We start from the raw sequence: 17,782 nt of genomic DNA, 5'->3' as shown, positions 1-17,782 counted from the left end.
CACCCTCTTTTATTATGTTTATTATATATAATTTTCGAAGCTATCACAAGAAAAAAGAATTAAAGAAGATGTCCCTTTAATTCTTGAAGTGAAGGATAATATAAACAATAATATCTTAATGACATTAACTCTACAGCTGTCAATAAACTATGTTTTCCTGTTTTTCTATTTTTAGAACGTCCCAAAACCAATTGATGATGGATTGGTATTTTTAAATCCAAATGAGGATGACAAGTTATTAAAACCACCTGACAGCCTGATTTTTTTATATATTGTAGTAACTTAGAATGACTGTTTGTAAAATAACCATTAACTGTCATAATAATAGCTACACTCTTTTCATCTAATTGTTTCGCACATTCTAATTGTCGCGAAGAATCCATATAAGCCATTGTAAACTTTTCTAACATTAATAAATCTGTCTGTAAATGTAAAGCCGCACTTTGTGAAAACTGCGTTCCAAAGAAAGCAACAGAATCACTATCATGAATCAATTTTAAAATCGCATCAACTTCATTCCAATCTAAAAATTCTGGCAAATCTGAAATATATTGAATGACCTGTTGAATATATTGTCGCGTTGCTTGTTGAGGATAATCTTTCATTGTTTCTAAAGGAATGTTAATCAAATTATTAAATTTTTTATCGTGTGAATGAAATGTGTAACATTCCTGCTTCAAATGGGCAAAATTCTCATAGCCTAAGGCTCTGCAAAAACGAGAAATCGTGGCTGGAGATACAAAACATTCTGCGGCCAGTTCACTAATACGCATATTGGCAATACGATAAAAATTATTAGCCATAAACCATGCAATATTATAATTCGTATCTGTTTCTTGGGCAGTATCTAAAAAGATAATCAATCTATAAAACAAATTCTTCACGATAAATCCTCCTGTAAAACATAATGTCCTGATAAATCAGTTCCTAAAAAGTTATCTTCCTCTGTAGCTTTGACAATAATTTCATTCTTTTCAAAAGTAAATGTCAATTGACAATCTGGTTGCATAGAAAGAGTACATGCTGCTTGATGATGCGATGCATCTGTATATTTTGCATAATCTCCTATTCCGGTTCCATTGAGTTCAATTTGAAATGAAAAACCATCACTTTTTTGTTGATCTTCAACAATATATAATAAGAAATCTTGATATTGATAAATAGTTTTTATTTGTGGTTCTTTATATTTTTGCACAGATGCAGATTGAGAAACCTGATAACGACATCCCATCAACAATAATGTACATATTAATAACATTCCAAACTTTTTCATAAAGCTTTTGTCCTCCATAATTCGACTTTATATGATTATAGCACAAAACACACTATGAAATATAGTCCCATTCTTCAACAATAAGTTTCAATCACATATTTTTTGACAATTACATGGAATTTTAAACAAATTAATCTGTTAGATTATAAGTGTAGTCAAAAATAATTTGTTTTCCCTTCAAATTTGACTACTTCATGATATCCTTTCCCAAACTGATATCAAAAAAACAGATGAGTCTCCCACCCATCTGTTTTTTTATGATTTCAAAATGTTTTGATATACTCTTAAAACATTTTTATAAAAAATCTTTTCTATCTCCAATGATGATAAACCAGCTTGTTTTAATGCTTTTTCCAATAAAGATAAATACGAAGCATCTTTTAATTCTAAGTAAGGTGGTATACCATCAAAATCACTACCCAAACCAATACAATCAATTCCTGCCAATTTTTTAATATAAAGGATATGCTTGACAATATCTTCAATTTTAGAAAGCGCATGTTCTTGATGATTTTCACACAAAAATCAGCTGCATAATTGATTCCCATCACACCACCACGACTGGCTAATTTTAAAATCATTTCATCTGTCATATTTCTAGCATGAGGGCATACACTTCGCGCATTAGAATGAGAAGCCACAAAAGGTTTAGTCGTTAACTGATAAACATCTTCAAACCCTGCATCACTTAGATGTGAAACATCAATGATGATGCCTAAACGTTCACATTCTTTGACATAAGCTTTGCCAAAATCTGTTAAACCATGAATGGTATCACAAGTATGATAGCCATGCTGGTCGTCATCCATAGAAAAATTGGGATAACCAATGCCATTGGGAAAATTCCATGTGAGTGTTATCATACGAACGCCCAAATCATAATAATGTTGTAAATTTTTGAGATCACCTTGGATCACAGCGCCCTCTTCCAATGTCAACAACGCACTCATGCGATGGTGTTTCATATTATCCATCATATCCTGATAATTTTTGACAACTCCTATTAAATCAGAGAACTGATTCATTTCCTGATAGAATGTATCAATCAAATCATGGGCATATTGCCAAGGATTATCGGTCATGCTTAAAGGTGTAAACATTGCAAAATTTTGTAAGAGATAATCCCCTTTTTGCATCTTATCCAAACTGATATGAAGCTGATTTTGTTTTAAAGATACATCTTGACCTTCTTTTCTTTGAAGATATATCGCTGAAATTGTATCACAATGCATATCTACAACTTTCATCATCAAACCTCCTATGAAAAATAAATATCTGTTTCCTGATACTGCTTAGTTAAAGGTTGTGTTTGCTTTAACCATGCGATGGCTTCATCTATTTCTTCTTGTGTCAATTCAACAATTCCATAAGTCGCTAATTGACAGACATCATAAAGACTTTGCCAGAGATCATCAAAATCATGTGTCTTTTCATCAGCTTGTTCACTTTCCATGTAAGCCCCCATCCTATGGGCTTTTTTATTGCTTCATCTTTCGTCATTGTCCTTCTCCTTCCTGAATCAATCCCAAATAAACACAGGCATGATAAATGCCATCTTCATCTATGGGTTTTGTGACAAACGTAGCCATTGCTTTTAATTTTTCATTTCCTTGTCCCATTGCCACGCTTTGACTCGCATGAGCAAACATATCAACATCATTTAATGAATCTCCAAAAGCAATATATTCATCATTTCCCAATAAATGCATTAATTTTTGAATTCCTGTAGCCTTAGACAATCCAGCAATCGTAACATCTGCATATGTCGATTCACCAGGTAAGACTTGAACCCCTGCTACTTTTTGAAACGGTGCATAATCATAACCCATTGGTCCATAGATGATCATTGCTTCTATTTCTTGACCATGATATGTACCGACTGGTGGAATCATATTTTGAAAATATTGTTGCGTCTGTAAAACATAGGCATCCGGTTCTTTGGTAATGACACGCTGTTTTGATTTTAAGGTCACTGCATAATCATATGATTTGGCAATTTCTAAAACTTCTAAAACAGCCTGTGGTTCCATTGTCGCATGAAAAATAACATTTCTTTTGGCATCTAAAACACGTTGTCCATTATTACAGACAAAGCCATCCCATTCAAACATTTCCATAAGCCCCGTCTTGGTTAATGAATCTATTCCTCGTCCTGAAGAAATAATCATATGATAACCTTTCTTCTTTAATAAACGCAATGCTTTTTGAGTCGATTGACAAACTTGATGATGGACATTATCTCTTAATGTTCCATCAACATCAAAACATAATAAAGGTTTCATTATTCAGCCTCCTCGTCTTTTTTATTATACAAAAATTCATTTCATATATAAAGAAGAGAAATTGCTTATTCCACAAATTCTCCATACTCACTCACTTTTTGCTTACATACATAACCATTTTTTAAACTCTTTTGAACATCTATGATTCTTTGATTAGATGAACCTTTATAAAGTAATTCTAGGCTTTTTAAAGATTGAATAAAACGACCATCAACCAAGGTATCACATAATGATAAAAGCGTTAGTGCTAATTCTCCTAATTGTAATATTTCTTCATAAGTATAACCACTATAAATCATGATATGTAAAGAGGTTTGTTGTTTTAATTGCTTAAGTAATGTGATTAAAGGTAAACATTGCATAAAAGGTTCACCACCTGATAAAGTGACACCGTCCAACAAGGAATTATTGATAATCTCTTGAACTATTTTTTCAATATCTTCTTCATAGCCACCTTTTTCATCCCAGCTTTGAGGATTATGACAACTTGGACAATGATGAGGACAACCTTGCGTAAAAATGGTATAACGTAAACCTGGTCCATCAACTATGGAATCATTGACAACACCATAGAGCCTAATCTTTGTTGGCATCATGTTTAACACGGTCTTTTTCTTCATCTCTTTTGGCATCATTAAAACGGTCTAATGTACCAACAAGATAACCGGTAATACGTCTAATTCTTTCAAAACCTTCATGTGCTGTTTCTGTACGTCCACATTTTGGACAAACATCATTAATAATTCCATTGTAACCACAGACAGGATCACGATCAACTGGATGATTGATTGCTCCATACCCCATATTGGCATCATGCATAGCTCTAACGATTTTTTCAAATGCTGGTAAATTCTTTGTTGGATCTCCATCCATTTCAATATAGCTAATATGTCCTCCATTTGTCAAAGCATGATAAGGTCCTTCAATTTGAATCTTTTCAAAAGCCGTCATTGGATAATAAACAGGCACATGAAAACTGTTTGTATAATATTCACGATCCGTTACACCTTCAATATTTCCATAAAGTTTACGATCTAATTTCACAAAACGTCCTGATAATCCTTCAGCCGGTGTCGCAATTAAAGAAAAATTCAAATGGTATTTTTGAGTTGTTTCATCAACACGTCGACGCATATGTGCTACAATCTGTAAACCTAAAATTTGAGCTTTTTCACTTTCTCCATGATGATATCCAATCAATGACTTCAATGTTTCAGCCAAACCAATAAAACCTATCGTTAATGTTCCATGTTTTAAAACTTCTCTTACTTCATCTGTTGGTTTTAATTTTTCAGAATCCATCCAGATTCCTTGTCCCATTAAAAACGGATAATTCATAACTCTTCTTTTACATTGAATTTCAAATCTTTCTAATAACTGATTAATACATAAATCAATAAGTTGATCAAGTTTTGTAAAAAATTCATCAATATCTCCTTTAGACTTAATAGCTAAACGAGGAAGATTAATAGATGTAAAACTTAAATTTCCACGTCTTGGCGAAACTTCTCGCGTTGGATCATATACATTTGACATAACTCTGGTACGGCATCCCATATAAGCAATTTCTGTTTCAGGCGTTCCTTTATAATATTGCTTGTTGAATGATGAATCAACAAAAGAGAAGTTTGGAAATAAACGTTTAGCAGATACACGACAAGCTAATTGGAACAAATCATAGTTAGGTTCTCCTTTTTGATAGTTAATACCTTCTTTGACTCTAAATATCTGAATGGGGAAAATAGGTGTTTCGCCACCACCAAGACCAGCTTCTGTTGCTAGTAAAACATTGCGAATGGCCATTCGCCCTTCTACTGATGTATCCATCCCATAATTTAATGAACTAAATGGCACTTGTGCTCCTGCACGGGAATTCATTGTATTTAAATTATGAATCAAGGCTTCCATTGCCTGATATGTTTCTTTATCCGTATCCTGATAGGCTTCATCTTTGGCAAATTTTTGAATACGCTCAATTGTTTCTAATGATAAATCATTGTCTTGGAGTATTGTTTTTTCCTGTTTGAAATAATCTTCATTACTTAAAGATGGTTTGACTGATAAAGCTTTTAATTGTTCTAAAACAGTTTTCGTATCTATATTCGTTAATAATTTCAAAGCTTTATCAATAGCCTTATAATACCACTTGCTGTAAGATTTTTTAATTCCCTCAGCCATTCCATAATCAAAATTAACAATCGCCTGTCCACCATGTTGGTCATTTTGATTAGATTGAATCGCAATACATGTTAAAGCAGAATAAGTTGTAATACTGTTAGGTTCACGTAATACACCATGTCCCGTTGAAAAGCCACCTTTAAATAAATCAATAATATCAATTTGTGTACATGTTGTGGTCAATGTTAAAAAATCCATATCATGTATATGAATATCTCCTGAACGATGTGCTGCACTATGCAAAGGATTTAAAACAAACATTTCATTAAACTGTTTTGCTGCTTCAGCTCCGTATTTCAACATTGTTCCCATTGGTGCATCAGCATTAACATTGGCATTTTCTCTTTTTAAATCACTATCTTTAGCATCCTGAAAAGTAATTTCCTCAAGTGTTTTCATTAATCGAGATTTACGATCTCTTGAACGTGTACGTTCAGCACGATATAAAATATAGGCTTTCGCAATACGCACATATCCTTTTTCTATTAAAGTTTCTTCCACTGTATCTTGAACAAGTTCTACTGTTGGAAGTTCAGTATGACGATCTTCTAATTTGTGTTCAACGACATGAGCTAAATCAATGGCTGCATCTAAACCATATTTGGCTTCTGTTGCCTGAAAAGCTTTATATATTGCCCCTGCAATTTTATTAACATCAAATTGATCCATTCGTCCATCTCTTTTTCTAATATATTCAATCATGAATCAAACCCCTTTTTCTAAGTATCTCATATCTAGAAATCTTTCTCAAATCATTTGAATGATTGCTGTAAAAAGGTATTCCGAAGAATACCCAATATGATTATTCAATTGTTGAAATACCTAATTCATTAATTTTATCTTTAATCATTTCAATTGCCTTTTTCTCATCTTCTCCATCAGCTATAATTTCAATTTGAGCTTTCGTAGGAATACCTAAAGATAAAACTCCCATCATGCTTTTTAAATTAACACTTTTATTTCCGTAATTTAATGTCACATGACAACAAAATTGTTTGACTGTATCGACTAATTCGGTAGTAGGAGTCGCATAAAGTCCAACCGGGTCTGTAACAGTAAATTTTAAACTTTGAGCCATATATGATTCCTCCTTTACTTATATTTTTATTATAACATAAAGATATGGGATATTTGAAAAAATATGACTTTCTAAATTAAAATTATTGATTTTCTAAACGCTGTTATTGATAAACTAAATGTTCCCTTTACATCATTTAAAAAAGCATTTCTGTTCTATCTATTATGACTTATACAATGAACTTATCAAAATGCTAGATATTCTTTATTTTATCAAAATAGATATTTATGATACCTGACTTTGGTATCCAACATTAAAATATAGTGAGACTTTCATTGAAAAACAGTAGTAATCTTTTAAGTGATTGCTACTGCTTTTTTATATTTTGTACCTGAATATTTGTTTTACTTGCCTTTCTGTCAAGTAATAATTTGTTAACGGTAATTTTGTCATTTGCTCAAAGTCTTTTATGAACTTGCTTGATGTTGTTACGTTGATATATTTACTTTCTCCCTTGACTATCTTAAAACTTTTTACAAATTTCATAATTTCCTGTGTACTATATTTATTGTTCAAGATTTTGAATTGGAATATTCTTTCCAATAATACTGCCAGGTAACATATCAAAAAATGTCCCTTTATACTGTTTTCTTTTTGAAGGAATACTGGTCTGGCATCCAAATCGGATTTCATTATTCTAAATGATTCTTCTATCCTCCATAAATTGTGATAGGTATTGTAGATGTCTGTTGACTTCATATTTGTTTCTGATGTGATCAATAAATTATAACCTGCCAGTTCAAGTTCTTTTTCTATGATGTCTTCATTGATTGTTGCCTTTGCTTTTTCTCCATTTTCATTAGTGAAATTAACGTATTTTCCTAGATCTCCATATTCGGCTCTTTTTGCCTGACTGTAACATAGGCTTCTTGCCTTTTCAACCTGTTTGCTGATTTCATATCTTTTTTTAGATGCAAGCTTTGGATTATAAGTCACTACTCGTTTCTCAGTAAAATATATAGTCTTCTTTTTCCCATCAATTTCTATATGATAAGGAAATTTGTCAATGCATGACTTATATCTGTATAATAATGTACCATTATCATTTTTTATTTCTTTCCAGTCTTCATTATTCAACAATACCCATATCTTTTCTTTTTCAGGGAGAGTCTTGACAGATTTGGAGAATAAATAGCCATCTCCATTTTCTTTAGAAAAAGCAATGTTTTGAGTGCAGTTCAATCCCTTGTCAGCTACATGTATAGTTTTTCCTGAAATTTGGTTTTTCTTTTTAAGATCATGAATCACATCTCTTAAGACTGGCTTTTCACTTTCATTACCAGGAAACAGCTTCATGCCAATAGGGATTTGATTGGCATCGAGCAATAGCCCCAAACTCACAATAGGGTCTTTTCTGTTTTCTTTTGATGGCCCCTTTCTTCTAAAATCATCTTCCTTGTCGATTTCAAAATAGAAATTGGTACAATCAAAATAAGTCTTTGAAGTATTGATATGATAGACTTTCTTCATCTGCTCATTAAAAATCTCGATGAACTTGCCGTAATCATTGCCCATGAAGGCAAGACCGTCTAAAAGTTGGTCATAAGAAAAATGGACAGGATCCTTCAGCTGGGGAAGAACCTCGTGAAAAGTCTTATGCTTACTGCAGGGATTCACAAGTCGGGCAAAAACAAGAGAGGAAAGCAATTCATACAGATCGAATTCAAAGGAATTGGAAATATTGAAATAGTCAACAAACTTTTTGATGTTCATTTTATTCAATAAAGAAACAAAAGGAAAATATCCTAAATAAAGTTCAGGAGATGATTCAGAAATTTTGAGAGCCTGACTGTTAGAAATTTCATCATTAAGAGCATCGACTTCTTTTTGGAAATGAGCGATAGGATCCTCGATTCCTTTGGCTTTCCAAGATTCGACAGAAGCGAGAGATTTAAAGGTGCGATGAGCTCCGCAGCGTTTTTGAGGGGAATAGTAACTTTCCACGATAGAAAGATAAGTACGCCCATTACGATGAGTTTTTTTAAGAAAATAAGCCATAAATAACCTCCATAATAGATATCACTAGTATCACTATATAAATTATAACATAAAAAATAAATAAAAAAAGATAAAAAACAAAAAAAGCCGATAAAATCGGCGTAATATGATATTTGATGAAAAAGGATTACTAAAAAATATAGTGAGAACTCCTAAAGACGGGATTTCTGTTCTATCTATTATGACTTATACAATGAACTTATCAAAATGCTAGATATTCTTTATTTTATCAAAATAGATATTTATGATAGAATAATTATATATTCAGGAGGGATATTAGAAATGAAAGTACAGTTTTATGAAAGTGTCAATGATGATTTATTAAAATTTGCAGTGATTATTGCTAAATATCATGATAAATGGGTGTTTTGTAAACATAAACAAAGACAAACTTTTGAGATTCCTGGTGGACATAGAGAATCACATGAAAGTATTTTAGATTGTGCTAAAAGAGAATTGTATGAAGAAACAGGAGCTTTAGATTTTTCTATCGAACCTATCTGTGTTTATTCAGTGATTGGTAAAAACAGAGTAAATCAGACAAGTGAAGAATCTTTTGGAATGTTGTATTATGCTTGTATCCAAAAACTTGATAATGAATTACATAGTGAAATGGAAAAAATTGTTTTATTAGACAATTTACCTGAAAATTGGACTTATCCTTTGATTCAACCTTTACTCATTGAAGAATTTCAACGTAGAGAATTACTATAATAATATTATTTTAAATAAATAATCTTTAAAGACTTGACTGTATTCTTAGCATATAGTCTAAAATACCGGTAGGAGGTAAGATTATGAAGACACATGAAGTTGAAGAAATGCTAGGTATCACAAAACAATCATTAATTTATTATGAAAAAGAAGGATTGATTCATCCTTTACGTCAAGAAAACAATTATCGTGATTATACACAAAAAGATATTGATCTTTTGAAACTAATTTTATTGTTGCGTTCTATGGAAGTAACAATAGATGAAATTAAGCTTATCTTGAATAATCAATTATCTATTAGAAATGTTTTAGAACAAAAAAAGGATTTTATTCATGATTCACAAAAAAGTTAGAAAGAATAGATCAAAGAATTAACGACTACATCAAAAGAAGAAAAGTCAAAGTTTCCTTTGATGATAGAATGATTGATCAATGGAAAGGATATGATACTCTTTATTTTAATAATCATCATATAAAATATAACGAAATCATGATTGAACTATCTCAAATCAAAATAATTCAGATTTCTATGTATAGTGCAACAGGAATACTTCATGCTGGTGCCGGAGCATTTGGCATGGGTAGTGTTTATTTTCAATATTATGTTGATATAGATATCATCACATACCAAGATACATATTCCTTTTCTATTCTTAATAACGATTCTGTTTGTCATATGTTTGATTATTTTTTAAATCACCAAATTATCGTTGATGATCCATTAAAACTTATAAAGCTTTATCATAAAAAAAGAGATCCTGTCGCTTTATATAATTATATTCATCATCATTTTAAAGAATGGGCAAAAATATATCATCTTGATAATCCCCGAGATTCTTTTTTAAACTACTGTCATCAAGAAAATAATGAAAAAAATTCAAAGAAGAAAGATTTCTTTGGTTGGAGTGTTATTAAAAAAGCTTTAAAAGAACCTATGTTTGAAAAAAAGAAAAAGTCATAAAAGAGGTATTCAAATGAAAGAATGTTTATTTTGTCAAAAGAAAGATTATATTTTAGAGAATGATTATGCTTATGCTATCTTTGATGAATTTCCTGTGAGTCAAGGACATATGTTGATTATTCCTAAAAAACATGTTTCACATTTTTTTGAAGCAGACCAAGAATTAAGAACGTATTTATTTGCATTAATAGATCAAGCTAAACAATTATTAGATGAAAAATATCATCCAACAGGTTACAACATTGGTATGAATTGTGGTCAAGATGCAGGACAATCCATCATGCATCTACATATTCATCTTATTCCTCGCTATCATGGTGACACAGCACATCCTAAAGGTGGTGTAAGAGGTGTTATTCCTGAAAAAATGAATTATTAAACAAAAAGTCATAAACATTCATATGGTATACATATGATTTTATGACTTTTTTATAACTTACTTGATTCCATTTAGAATGAATTCAATAATTTCATCTTCTGTTTCAAATTGATCATAATCTCCAATATGTTGATTTTTATAATGATATTGAATCCCTTTATCTTGATTTTCTTTTAATCTTTTTGTTAAATCTTCTTCCCCATATTTTTGAATATACTGACAAAATGTTCGTATTCTTAACTTATGTAAGATACTATCATTACATGGAAAATCATGACATTCAAAACAATACTTATAATTTTGAGATACACAACATTGATAGTTTTTACATACATCTTTTTCGGAACATCCACCTTGTTTACAACCTACACAATCTTCATTATCCTGACAATAATCGCAAGCCAAACCACAATATCCAAAACCTTTAGATTCACCCATAATCCCACCCCTTCTTATATACACATTATAATAAATTTTAAGAATTTAATATACTTATTAAAGTATAACACATGACTCGTGATTTTCCATAGTAATATTTCTGATTCACATCAGTAAACAAACCATTTTCAAAATTTTCATCAACAAAAAACAAGCGATTTTCTGTTCGTGGTGTTAATATAGCATCTTGTCTAGGTAACCTATTTTGTGCCTCTTTACAAATATACCAATTTGTTGGTTTATAGACTGCAACAATTAATGAGTTATATACACCAAATACATATTCAATCTCTTGTAGTTTCTTTCTTGATACTCTCCAAACACCTCTCATTGCATCGTAAAGTTCATCTTTAGACATATTCCTAAGATACAATTTATTAATTTTAATAATTAAAATTTTGTGATGAATATCATTTTCACATAGTTCTTGAGCCCCATAAACTTTTTCAAATTCCTCAACAGTTAACGCTTCTTTTGAATGATGACCAGCTACTATATTCGTTAGTTTGAATTTATCAATAAATTGAAATATATTAATTAGAGCAGCTTCAGCCGCAAAAGCTCACTTTCTGATAGATTGCTTATAATAATTAATTTTTTAACTTCTAAATGCATTTCCTTTATTTGGCTTATTATTTTAAGTTTCAATTTTTCTCTATTTGGACTTAATAAACTTTCTTTTCCATATTCAAAAACACGATTTCCACTTCCTTTACCAATATAAAATATTTCATTGTTTCTTGGATCAATTAATCCATAAACATAGTAATCTCCTAGTGCTTGTAAACTCTTTTCTGAAAAACTTTCCATTACAATATCACCCCTTATCATCTTTGAATAATTCAATATCAATTTTTATGATTTTTCATATATTTAATAATGTAGTCATTCTCTCATTTCTCATTATATCAAATTTTAGAAATCAAATATAAATTAATTATATTTTAGAAAAAAAGAGTCATTATGACTCTTAGTTTGCTCATGGCAGGGGCGGCAGGAATCGAACCGCGTCCACGGTTTTGGAGACCGATGCTCTACCATTGAACCACGCCCCTATGGTGACCTGTACGGGATTCGAACCCGTGAATGCATGCGTGAAAGGCATGTGAGTTAACCGTTTCTCCAACAGGCCAAGTAATGTTGCTTTGTAATAATAGCACATAAAATATAGAAAAGCAATAGAAAAAATAAAGAAATAGTGATATTATAGATAAGTATTGGAGGAAATAAAATGTTTGGTTTTAAAAAGAAAAAATAATTAAGAGTTTAGATATTAATGAAGGATTTCGTCAATATGAAAAAAATCCTGATCAAATCACAATTATCTGTCTTGACGAATTAAAAGATTATGATGAATTGCATGTTGCTGATGCACAATGTTTTCCATTTCGCTTATTAGATAAATTTGAAGAAGCCTATCCTAATAAAGATATGAAGTATTATCTTTATTCTTTCAATAAAGCAATTAGTGAAAAGGGATGTAAAAAATTAATGAAACTTAATTATAATGTTTATGACTTAGGAAGTTTTCTAAATTATCATGAACGAGTAGAAGGACGTCAAGCAACAAGAAAAAATCGTAGAAGAAAAAATAAGCAGACCATCTTTATTTCAAAGATGGTTTTTGTCTTATACTTTTAATTCAATAAAAATAAAAGTTATAATATTTATAAAAATAAAAAAAGCCCTTGAAATAAGGGGCAGTTTTTATAACACTTTTTGTCCGTTGTAAGTTCCGCAATGTTTGCATACTCTATGAGATAATTTATATTCTCCACATTCTGGGCAAACTACGACACTTGGTACTGTTAACTTGTCATGTGTTCTTCTTTTGTTTCTTCTTGTTTTTGAAACTCGTCTTTGTGGTACTGCCATAGGTACACCTCCTTATTCCCTATCCTTAAAATAATCTTTAAGCTTCGCTAAACGAGGATCAATATAGTCCTCATCTTCACATTCGTCTTTCTCACTTAATACTTTCCAACCTTGACCATGTGTTTTTAAAGAAGCACCTTCTTTAACCACTCTCATTGGAACTTCCATCATAATTTCCTGAAAAATCACAGGTGTTAAATCAACTGTATTTCTTTTGACTTCTATAACTTCTTCATCTTCTGAAGGTTTATAAAAGGCAAAAATAGCATTTGATTCAATATGGAATGGATAATCCACATCTTCCAATGATATTGCACATGGTAGAATCATTTCACCATCTATTTGGAAATCAACGTATAATTGATGATTTTTTGTATCCAAACGTCCCTGTCCTTGAACATGAACGTCCTTTAATCCATTAATTTGGGATAAATTATGGAACATTTCAGGTGGAAAACTTAACGTTTCATCGAAGTGAAAACGTCCATCTTTTTGTTTAATAATCCATTGTAAATTCCATTTCAAAAAAATCACCCTTTACATCGCATAGCCAATTATATATAAAACTAAGAAATATGTCAATCTAAATTTCAATATTTCATTGAATATTTCCTCTATTTTTAAGTAAAACTATGTTTATTTCTCAAACTATGTTAAACTATCCAGGTAGAGTAAAAAATCTATGAAAGTTTTACTCTTTGCAACTTTACAAAGTGTACGATGACTCTGGCAGGATGCATTTATTTGAAAATCTTTCTTTGTCTTTTTCCAAAATTTACGGACTGCCATCTTTCCAATAAAAAAAGCCCATTTTTGGGCGCAATGAGGGTATCGTTTCTCACGTCATTTTTTTAAAAATGGTGAACTTTCTATGCTGCGTGATATTGTGAGCTGTACTCGATAAGTTGCAGCCATCTGTCAGGCATAAGCATATCCTTTTTGAACAGACCGTCATCAACAGGCGTCTTATAGTTCAGTGCTGAATGCCTTCTTAAGAAATTGAAGAAGCATACAAACAGGACCATATAACTATTTGCACATTCAAGCCTGTCATAGCCATTTGTTCCCTGATAGTTTTGCTTGTATGTCCTGTTGAGGCGCTCCTCAATCTGCTTGAAAGGTCTGTATTTCTGTGATTCCTCATCAAGATTCTTTACACCGATGACCTGATGCAGGTCAAACTTGATTCCATTGATTTCAAAGAAAACCTGTGCTGCATTATAGATTGGATTCCCATCTGTTATAAGAGTCATGTCATCTGGGATTTCACTGTAATGACTTAGACACTCATAAATAGATGTACAGGCACATTTTGTATCTCTTACGGGATAAATTGTGTAAGAAGTGATGATCTTTGTCTTGGGATCAGACCAGAAGAACACGTAATGATTCTTGCCTCTTATCTTAATATAGGTTTCATCGCCGGACAATATGGAGCCAAGCCTGTATGGATACCTGTCAACAAGAGGCTTGACCAGACGTGATACAGTTGTCGCATAGTTGATGACTGTCTGGTGTGATATTTTAAAGCCATGGACTTCCCTGATGATCAGTGCAGTCTTTCTTGAAGAAAGACCATAGTTGACGTAATAGGTCAATGCCAATCCAAGGATTCTGTGATCAAAATGAATTCTTGAAAGATTGACAGGAGTTGTGATGTTTTCTTCAGCCTTTTTAAGACTGTCAAGATTGAACTTGAAGTCACGATAGTGATAGCGAAGCCTGTACTGATTGCTTGAAGTCAGAAGGTGTTCTCCCTTTCCTTCATCGACAAGCTTTTTGTTTTTGATGTAATAGGGGCATTTCATGCTTGGGCATACAAAAACAAGATATCCCTGGCGGTCGTTCTTCATATCAAGCTTTTTGCCACAATGAGGACAGAAGATGCCCGTTTCACCGGAAAGAGAGATCTTCAGGGAGAATGTCTGGCAGCATACCTTGCACATGAATTGACCGCGACCATTGTTGTCATAGATATATTCATGAGGAGCACCACAAAAAGGGCAGACACCCTTAAAGTCAAAATTATTGTTTCTTCTGTTGACAGGCTTGATAGGACGACCATCCTTTAATGCATTTCTAAGAATATCTTCAAAACTCAGCTGAACAGGTGCTTCCTTTTTGAAGACAGGAGGCTCGTCAATTTTAAAGTCGGCATAAGGAATGGTATGATCATTCTTATTGGATTTCTTTAATTTCTTAAACTCTTTTTTAAGAGAGGGATTGATGTGTTTATCAAAGAAATCAATCATCCAGTCGAGATGGATTGTCACCTGCTCAAGGTGATAAATAAAATCAGAGGAATTAAGATGATACTCAACAGAATGAGGGATAGACTTTATCAACTGAAAGAAATCAATATATTTGGAAAACTTAAAGTTAGATTTAGAAAAAGAATTTAAATTATTTAAGATATGTGTTATAGTATTCATGTGAAATATCCTTTCGTTAGATTTTGTGTAAAGAATACTATAACATGGATATTTCACTTTTTTAATACAAATTTTAGAGAAATAGTAAAAAAATAAGAATACAAATTATTATTAAAATAGAACAAATAAAACAAATCAAGAGTAGTGCATTTGTGTTGTCATATAGCAACTTTTGACACTACCACTATCCAATGGAGGTAAAAACTATGAAAATACTTGGATTAATTGTTGAATATAACCCATTTCATAATGGACATATCTATCATATTCAAAAAGCTCAATCCCTTGATCAATTTGATTATACAATTGCGATTATGTCTTCTTCATTTGTACAAAGAGGCGAACCCGCTATCATTGATAAATGGAAACGTAGTCAGATAGCGATTGAATATGGTATTGATCTTGTGATTGAATTACCTTTTGTTTATGCTTGTCAAAGTGCTGATTACTTTGCCAAAGGAGCAATTGAACTGCTTGCAAAAATAGGTGTAACTGACATTTGTTTTGGAAGTGAAAATGGTGAGATTTCAACTTTTATTGAAATTGCTCAAACTCTTTTTGAACATCAGGAAAGTTATGATGACTATGTTCAACAAGCAATGAAAAAGGGTTACGCTATGCGGATGCATGCAATCAGGCATTACAAAAAATCATGCATAAAGAAGTTAAAACCCCCAATGATTTACTGGGTTTAAGTTATGTCAAAGAAATCATTGCACATCAATATTCTATCACACCCCATTGTTTTTTAAGAACAAACACTTATCATGGTTTAGATTTAAAACATATTGCCAGTGCCTCAGCGATTAGATATGCTATAAAAAATCAACAGGACTTTTCACATACCTTGCCTTATGAAAATCTATATAAAGATGAACTTTATTTCATGGAAGATTTCTTTCCTTATCTTCGTTATCAAATCTATACATCAACACCTGAAGAACTGAAAAATTATCATATGGTGGATGAGGGGTTAGAAAACACTTTATATAAAACCATCAATCAATGTCAGACAATGGAAGAATTCATTGAACAACTATCATCCAAACGTTATACCCGTCCTCGTATTTCTCGTATGCTTATTCATATATTAATGAAAAATACCAAAGAAGATATACAAAAAGCAATGAATTTAGATTATATACGTATTCTGGCAATGAATGAAAAAGGACGAGAATATTTATCACTAATCAAAAAACATGTCCTTATGCACTTGTCACGAACTTTTCTAAATATCACCATCCTGCCTTAGATATGGAACTCAAAGCCTCACGTCTACTTTCCTTATTATCTTCTTCTCCTCAAAAATTAATTCAAGAAGAATTTTCACATATTCCATTGATTCAAATATCTGATTTATGATATAACATTTATCTGTGGGGTGAAAATATGAATGATTTAGATGTTTTACAACAGATCAATAAAATTGGACAATTGCTTTTAAAACATGGGGCAGAAATCTATCGTGTTGAAGAATCTTTAAAAAGAATGTGTGAAGGCTTTGGTTTTACAAATATAGAAGTTTTTGCGATTCCAACATATTTTACCTTATCTTTAACTTTACATGATGGAACACCTTATCAGTCTTCTAAGCGTTCTCGCAGTAATCGAACACATTTAGACCATCTCTATGAACTGAATTGTTTAGTCCGTCAAATCAGCAATCAAGAACTATCTTTAGATGAAATCAAAGAAAAAATTCAAAATATTGAAAGTCAAAAACTCAATTATCATTTGATTTTGATGGGGTATATTGTATCGGCTGCGATGTTCTGTGTCTTTTTTGGTGGACATATCCCTGAAATGATTGTTTACGCTTTTATTGGTTTGATTCTTTATTACTTTATATATTTACTAGAGAGATTGGATGTCAATGGTATCGTGCGTACAATTCTTTCTAGCATGGTTTTAGCAAGTATTGCCATTATTGCACAAAAAATGAATATCATTTCTAATCAACAATCTGTCATCACTGGAACTTTAATGATTCTTGTGCCAGGTATTGCGATTACAAATAGCTTAAGAGATATTATTGGTGGTGACTTTGTTTCTGGGCTGTCACGTATGATTGAAGCCATTTTAATTGCTGCCAGCATCGCTATTGGAGTGGGTATTATGATGATGATTTTACAAGGAGTTTAGTATGGAAAGTTTGATACAATGTTTAGCCGCTT

The 17,782-nt window shown here is 31.7% G+C and carries 24 protein-coding genes and 2 tRNA genes; 8 read left to right on the top strand and 18 right to left on the bottom strand.

From position 1 onward, the window contains the following. Nucleotides 1-59 precede the first annotated feature (59 nt). From NMU03_RS12435 to NMU03_RS12395, 10 genes are all read right to left on the bottom strand, one after another. The gene (locus tag NMU03_RS12435; RefSeq protein WP_290138744.1) at nucleotides 60-884 is read right to left on the bottom strand and encodes a MurR/RpiR family transcriptional regulator; all 825 of its coding nucleotides are present in this window, start codon (nucleotides 882-884) and stop codon (nucleotides 60-62) included. Continuing rightward, nucleotides 881-1,273 carry a hypothetical protein gene (locus NMU03_RS12430; protein WP_290138742.1) on the bottom strand — a complete coding sequence of 131 codons (393 nt, stop codon included), beginning with the start codon at nucleotides 1,271-1,273 and terminating at the stop codon, nucleotides 881-883. Before NMU03_RS12430 ends, NMU03_RS12435 begins: the two co-directional genes overlap by 4 nt. Before the next feature lie 255 nt (nucleotides 1,274-1,528). Then, nucleotides 1,529-1,720, bottom strand: a complete 192-nt coding sequence (locus tag NMU03_RS17715) for a membrane dipeptidase (protein WP_353956619.1) — start codon at nucleotides 1,718-1,720, stop codon at nucleotides 1,529-1,531. Continuing rightward, the gene (locus NMU03_RS12425; RefSeq protein ID WP_353956618.1) at nucleotides 1,660-2,520 is read right to left on the bottom strand and encodes a dipeptidase; all 861 of its coding nucleotides are present in this window, start codon (nucleotides 2,518-2,520) and stop codon (nucleotides 1,660-1,662) included. Before NMU03_RS12425 ends, NMU03_RS17715 begins: the two co-directional genes overlap by 61 nt. 11 nt (nucleotides 2,521-2,531) lie before the next feature. Beyond that, nucleotides 2,532-2,726, bottom strand: coding sequence for a hypothetical protein (locus NMU03_RS12420; RefSeq protein WP_290138740.1), 195 nt, complete (start codon nucleotides 2,724-2,726; stop codon nucleotides 2,532-2,534). Between the two features lie 43 nt (nucleotides 2,727-2,769). Next, nucleotides 2,770-3,555: an HAD family hydrolase gene (locus NMU03_RS12415; RefSeq protein ID WP_290138738.1), complete on the bottom strand. Its 786-nt coding sequence runs from the start codon at nucleotides 3,553-3,555 to the stop codon at nucleotides 2,770-2,772. A 65-nt stretch (nucleotides 3,556-3,620) separates the two neighbouring features. Next, entirely contained in the window at nucleotides 3,621-4,151 is a 531-nt protein-coding gene (gene nrdG, locus NMU03_RS12410; protein ID WP_290142339.1) for an anaerobic ribonucleoside-triphosphate reductase activating protein, read from the bottom strand. Further along, nucleotides 4,132-6,435, bottom strand: a complete 2,304-nt coding sequence (locus NMU03_RS12405; RefSeq protein WP_290138737.1) for an anaerobic ribonucleoside triphosphate reductase — start codon at nucleotides 6,433-6,435, stop codon at nucleotides 4,132-4,134. The genes nrdG and NMU03_RS12405 overlap by 20 nt, the downstream gene beginning before the upstream one ends. A 100-nt stretch (nucleotides 6,436-6,535) precedes the next feature. After that, on the bottom strand, nucleotides 6,536-6,811 hold the full coding sequence (locus tag NMU03_RS12400) for an HPr family phosphocarrier protein (protein WP_290138736.1): 276 nt from the start codon (nucleotides 6,809-6,811) through the stop codon (nucleotides 6,536-6,538). A 318-nt stretch (nucleotides 6,812-7,129) separates the two neighbouring features. Further along, a complete protein-coding gene (locus tag NMU03_RS12395; RefSeq protein WP_290138466.1) occupies nucleotides 7,130-8,809 on the bottom strand; it encodes an IS1634 family transposase in 1,680 nt (559 codons plus the stop codon). A gap of 282 nt (nucleotides 8,810-9,091) precedes the next feature. Here NMU03_RS12395 and NMU03_RS12390 point away from each other — a divergent pair, with 282 nt between their 5' ends. The 4 genes from NMU03_RS12390 to NMU03_RS12375 all read left to right on the top strand — a co-directional run bounded on the left by NMU03_RS12390 (nucleotide 9,092) and on the right by NMU03_RS12375 (nucleotide 10,863). After that, the gene (locus tag NMU03_RS12390) at nucleotides 9,092-9,523 is read left to right on the top strand and encodes an NUDIX hydrolase (RefSeq protein WP_290138734.1); all 432 of its coding nucleotides are present in this window, start codon (nucleotides 9,092-9,094) and stop codon (nucleotides 9,521-9,523) included. An 83-nt stretch (nucleotides 9,524-9,606) separates the two neighbouring features. Further along, nucleotides 9,607-9,876: a MerR family transcriptional regulator gene (locus NMU03_RS12385; RefSeq protein ID WP_290138733.1), complete on the top strand. Its 270-nt coding sequence runs from the start codon at nucleotides 9,607-9,609 to the stop codon at nucleotides 9,874-9,876. A gap of 68 nt (nucleotides 9,877-9,944) precedes the next feature. Continuing rightward, nucleotides 9,945-10,484 carry a hypothetical protein gene (locus tag NMU03_RS12380; protein WP_290138730.1) on the top strand — a complete coding sequence of 180 codons (540 nt, stop codon included), beginning with the start codon at nucleotides 9,945-9,947 and terminating at the stop codon, nucleotides 10,482-10,484. Nucleotides 10,485-10,497: 13 nt separating this feature from the next. After that, a complete protein-coding gene (locus tag NMU03_RS12375) occupies nucleotides 10,498-10,863 on the top strand; it encodes an HIT family protein (RefSeq protein WP_290138728.1) in 366 nt (121 codons plus the stop codon). Nucleotides 10,864-10,920: 57 nt separating this feature from the next. Here the strand turns inward: NMU03_RS12375 and NMU03_RS12370 are convergent, their stop codons facing one another. From NMU03_RS12370 to NMU03_RS12350, 5 genes are all read right to left on the bottom strand, one after another. Beyond that, nucleotides 10,921-11,301 (bottom strand): DUF3795 domain-containing protein, encoded by a 381-nt coding sequence (locus NMU03_RS12370; RefSeq protein WP_290138726.1) that lies wholly within the window; start codon nucleotides 11,299-11,301, stop codon nucleotides 10,921-10,923. 37 nt (nucleotides 11,302-11,338) lie between these two features. Next, nucleotides 11,339-11,659 carry a hypothetical protein gene (locus tag NMU03_RS12365; protein WP_290138724.1) on the bottom strand — a complete coding sequence of 107 codons (321 nt, stop codon included), beginning with the start codon at nucleotides 11,657-11,659 and terminating at the stop codon, nucleotides 11,339-11,341. Between the two features lie 179 nt (nucleotides 11,660-11,838). Beyond that, entirely contained in the window at nucleotides 11,839-12,111 is a 273-nt protein-coding gene (locus tag NMU03_RS12360) for a GIY-YIG nuclease family protein (RefSeq protein ID WP_290138723.1), read from the bottom strand. A gap of 172 nt (nucleotides 12,112-12,283) precedes the next feature. Beyond that, a tRNA-Trp gene (locus tag NMU03_RS12355) sits at nucleotides 12,284-12,356 on the bottom strand. 1 nt (nucleotide 12,357) lies between these two features. Beyond that, nucleotides 12,358-12,433, bottom strand: a tRNA-Glu gene (locus NMU03_RS12350). A 224-nt stretch (nucleotides 12,434-12,657) separates the two neighbouring features. Here NMU03_RS12350 and NMU03_RS12345 point away from each other — a divergent pair. Then, nucleotides 12,658-12,942 carry a hypothetical protein gene (locus NMU03_RS12345; RefSeq protein WP_290138721.1) on the top strand — a complete coding sequence of 95 codons (285 nt, stop codon included), beginning with the start codon at nucleotides 12,658-12,660 and terminating at the stop codon, nucleotides 12,940-12,942. A gap of 66 nt (nucleotides 12,943-13,008) precedes the next feature. On the opposite strand, the gene rpmF is transcribed toward NMU03_RS12345, so the two are convergent. The 3 genes from rpmF to NMU03_RS12330 form a co-directional block, all read right to left on the bottom strand. Then, nucleotides 13,009-13,176: a 50S ribosomal protein L32 gene (gene rpmF / locus NMU03_RS12340; protein WP_087243058.1), complete on the bottom strand. Its 168-nt coding sequence runs from the start codon at nucleotides 13,174-13,176 to the stop codon at nucleotides 13,009-13,011. 12 nt (nucleotides 13,177-13,188) lie between these two features. Continuing rightward, complete coding sequence (locus NMU03_RS12335; protein ID WP_290138719.1) at nucleotides 13,189-13,710, bottom strand: YceD family protein; 522 nt, start codon at nucleotides 13,708-13,710, stop codon at nucleotides 13,189-13,191. A 335-nt stretch (nucleotides 13,711-14,045) separates the two neighbouring features. After that, nucleotides 14,046-15,608, bottom strand: coding sequence for a DDE-type integrase/transposase/recombinase (locus tag NMU03_RS12330; RefSeq protein WP_290138717.1), 1,563 nt, complete (start codon nucleotides 15,606-15,608; stop codon nucleotides 14,046-14,048). Nucleotides 15,609-15,814: 206 nt separating this feature from the next. On the opposite strand from NMU03_RS12330, the gene NMU03_RS18095 reads away from it, so the two are divergent. The 3 genes from NMU03_RS18095 (at nucleotide 15,815) to NMU03_RS12315 (ending at nucleotide 17,750) form a co-directional block, all read left to right on the top strand. Then, nucleotides 15,815-16,303, top strand: a complete 489-nt coding sequence (locus NMU03_RS18095) for a nucleotidyltransferase family protein (RefSeq protein ID WP_290138715.1) — start codon at nucleotides 15,815-15,817, stop codon at nucleotides 16,301-16,303. After that, nucleotides 16,261-16,860, top strand: a complete 600-nt coding sequence (locus tag NMU03_RS18090) for a nucleotidyltransferase family protein (protein ID WP_290138713.1) — start codon at nucleotides 16,261-16,263, stop codon at nucleotides 16,858-16,860. Before NMU03_RS18095 ends, NMU03_RS18090 begins: the two co-directional genes overlap by 43 nt. A 137-nt stretch (nucleotides 16,861-16,997) precedes the next feature. Next, nucleotides 16,998-17,750, top strand: coding sequence for a threonine/serine exporter family protein (locus tag NMU03_RS12315; RefSeq protein WP_290138712.1), 753 nt, complete (start codon nucleotides 16,998-17,000; stop codon nucleotides 17,748-17,750). Nucleotides 17,751-17,782: the final 32 nt, after the last annotated feature.

The sequence above is a fragment of the Allocoprobacillus halotolerans genome (assembly GCF_024399475.1).
GTDB classification, from domain to species: domain Bacteria; phylum Bacillota_I; class Bacilli_A; order Erysipelotrichales; family Coprobacillaceae; genus Allocoprobacillus; species Allocoprobacillus halotolerans.
The sequence above is the reverse complement of the archived record's forward strand: the minus strand, read 5'-3'. Positions and strand labels throughout refer to the sequence as shown.

Coding starts and splice junctions, on each gene's coding strand:
- NMU03_RS12430 (WP_290138742.1), bottom strand. CDS start 1,273: ATGAAAAAGTTTGGAATGTTATTAATATGTACATTATTGTTGATGGGA.
- NMU03_RS12425 (WP_353956618.1), bottom strand. CDS start 2,520: ATGAAAGTTGTAGATATGCATTGTGATACAATTTCAGCGATATATCTT.
- NMU03_RS12420 (WP_290138740.1), bottom strand. CDS start 2,726: ATGGAAAGTGAACAAGCTGATGAAAAGACACATGATTTTGATGATCTC.
- NMU03_RS12415 (WP_290138738.1), bottom strand. CDS start 3,555: ATGAAACCTTTATTATGTTTTGATGTTGATGGAACATTAAGAGATAAT.
- nrdG (WP_290142339.1), bottom strand. CDS start 4,151: ATGATGCCAACAAAGATTAGGCTCTATGGTGTTGTCAATGATTCCATA.
- NMU03_RS12405 (WP_290138737.1), bottom strand. CDS start 6,435: ATGATTGAATATATTAGAAAAAGAGATGGACGAATGGATCAATTTGAT.
- NMU03_RS12400 (WP_290138736.1), bottom strand. CDS start 6,811: ATGGCTCAAAGTTTAAAATTTACTGTTACAGACCCGGTTGGACTTTAT.
- NMU03_RS12395 (WP_290138466.1), bottom strand. CDS start 8,809: ATGGCTTATTTTCTTAAAAAAACTCATCGTAATGGGCGTACTTATCTT.
- NMU03_RS12390 (WP_290138734.1), top strand. CDS start 9,092: ATGAAAGTACAGTTTTATGAAAGTGTCAATGATGATTTATTAAAATTT.
- NMU03_RS12385 (WP_290138733.1), top strand. CDS start 9,607: ATGAAGACACATGAAGTTGAAGAAATGCTAGGTATCACAAAACAATCA.
- NMU03_RS12380 (WP_290138730.1), top strand. CDS start 9,945: ATGATTGATCAATGGAAAGGATATGATACTCTTTATTTTAATAATCAT.
- NMU03_RS12375 (WP_290138728.1), top strand. CDS start 10,498: ATGAAAGAATGTTTATTTTGTCAAAAGAAAGATTATATTTTAGAGAAT.
- NMU03_RS12370 (WP_290138726.1), bottom strand. CDS start 11,301: ATGGGTGAATCTAAAGGTTTTGGATATTGTGGTTTGGCTTGCGATTAT.
- NMU03_RS12365 (WP_290138724.1), bottom strand. CDS start 11,659: ATGTCTAAAGATGAACTTTACGATGCAATGAGAGGTGTTTGGAGAGTA.
- NMU03_RS12360 (WP_290138723.1), bottom strand. CDS start 12,111: ATGGAAAGTTTTTCAGAAAAGAGTTTACAAGCACTAGGAGATTACTAT.
- rpmF (WP_087243058.1), bottom strand. CDS start 13,176: ATGGCAGTACCACAAAGACGAGTTTCAAAAACAAGAAGAAACAAAAGA.
- NMU03_RS12330 (WP_290138717.1), bottom strand. CDS start 15,608: ATGAATACTATAACACATATCTTAAATAATTTAAATTCTTTTTCTAAA.
- NMU03_RS18095 (WP_290138715.1), top strand. CDS start 15,815: ATGAAAATACTTGGATTAATTGTTGAATATAACCCATTTCATAATGGA.
- NMU03_RS18090 (WP_290138713.1), top strand. CDS start 16,261: ATGCATAAAGAAGTTAAAACCCCCAATGATTTACTGGGTTTAAGTTAT.
- NMU03_RS12315 (WP_290138712.1), top strand. CDS start 16,998: ATGAATGATTTAGATGTTTTACAACAGATCAATAAAATTGGACAATTG.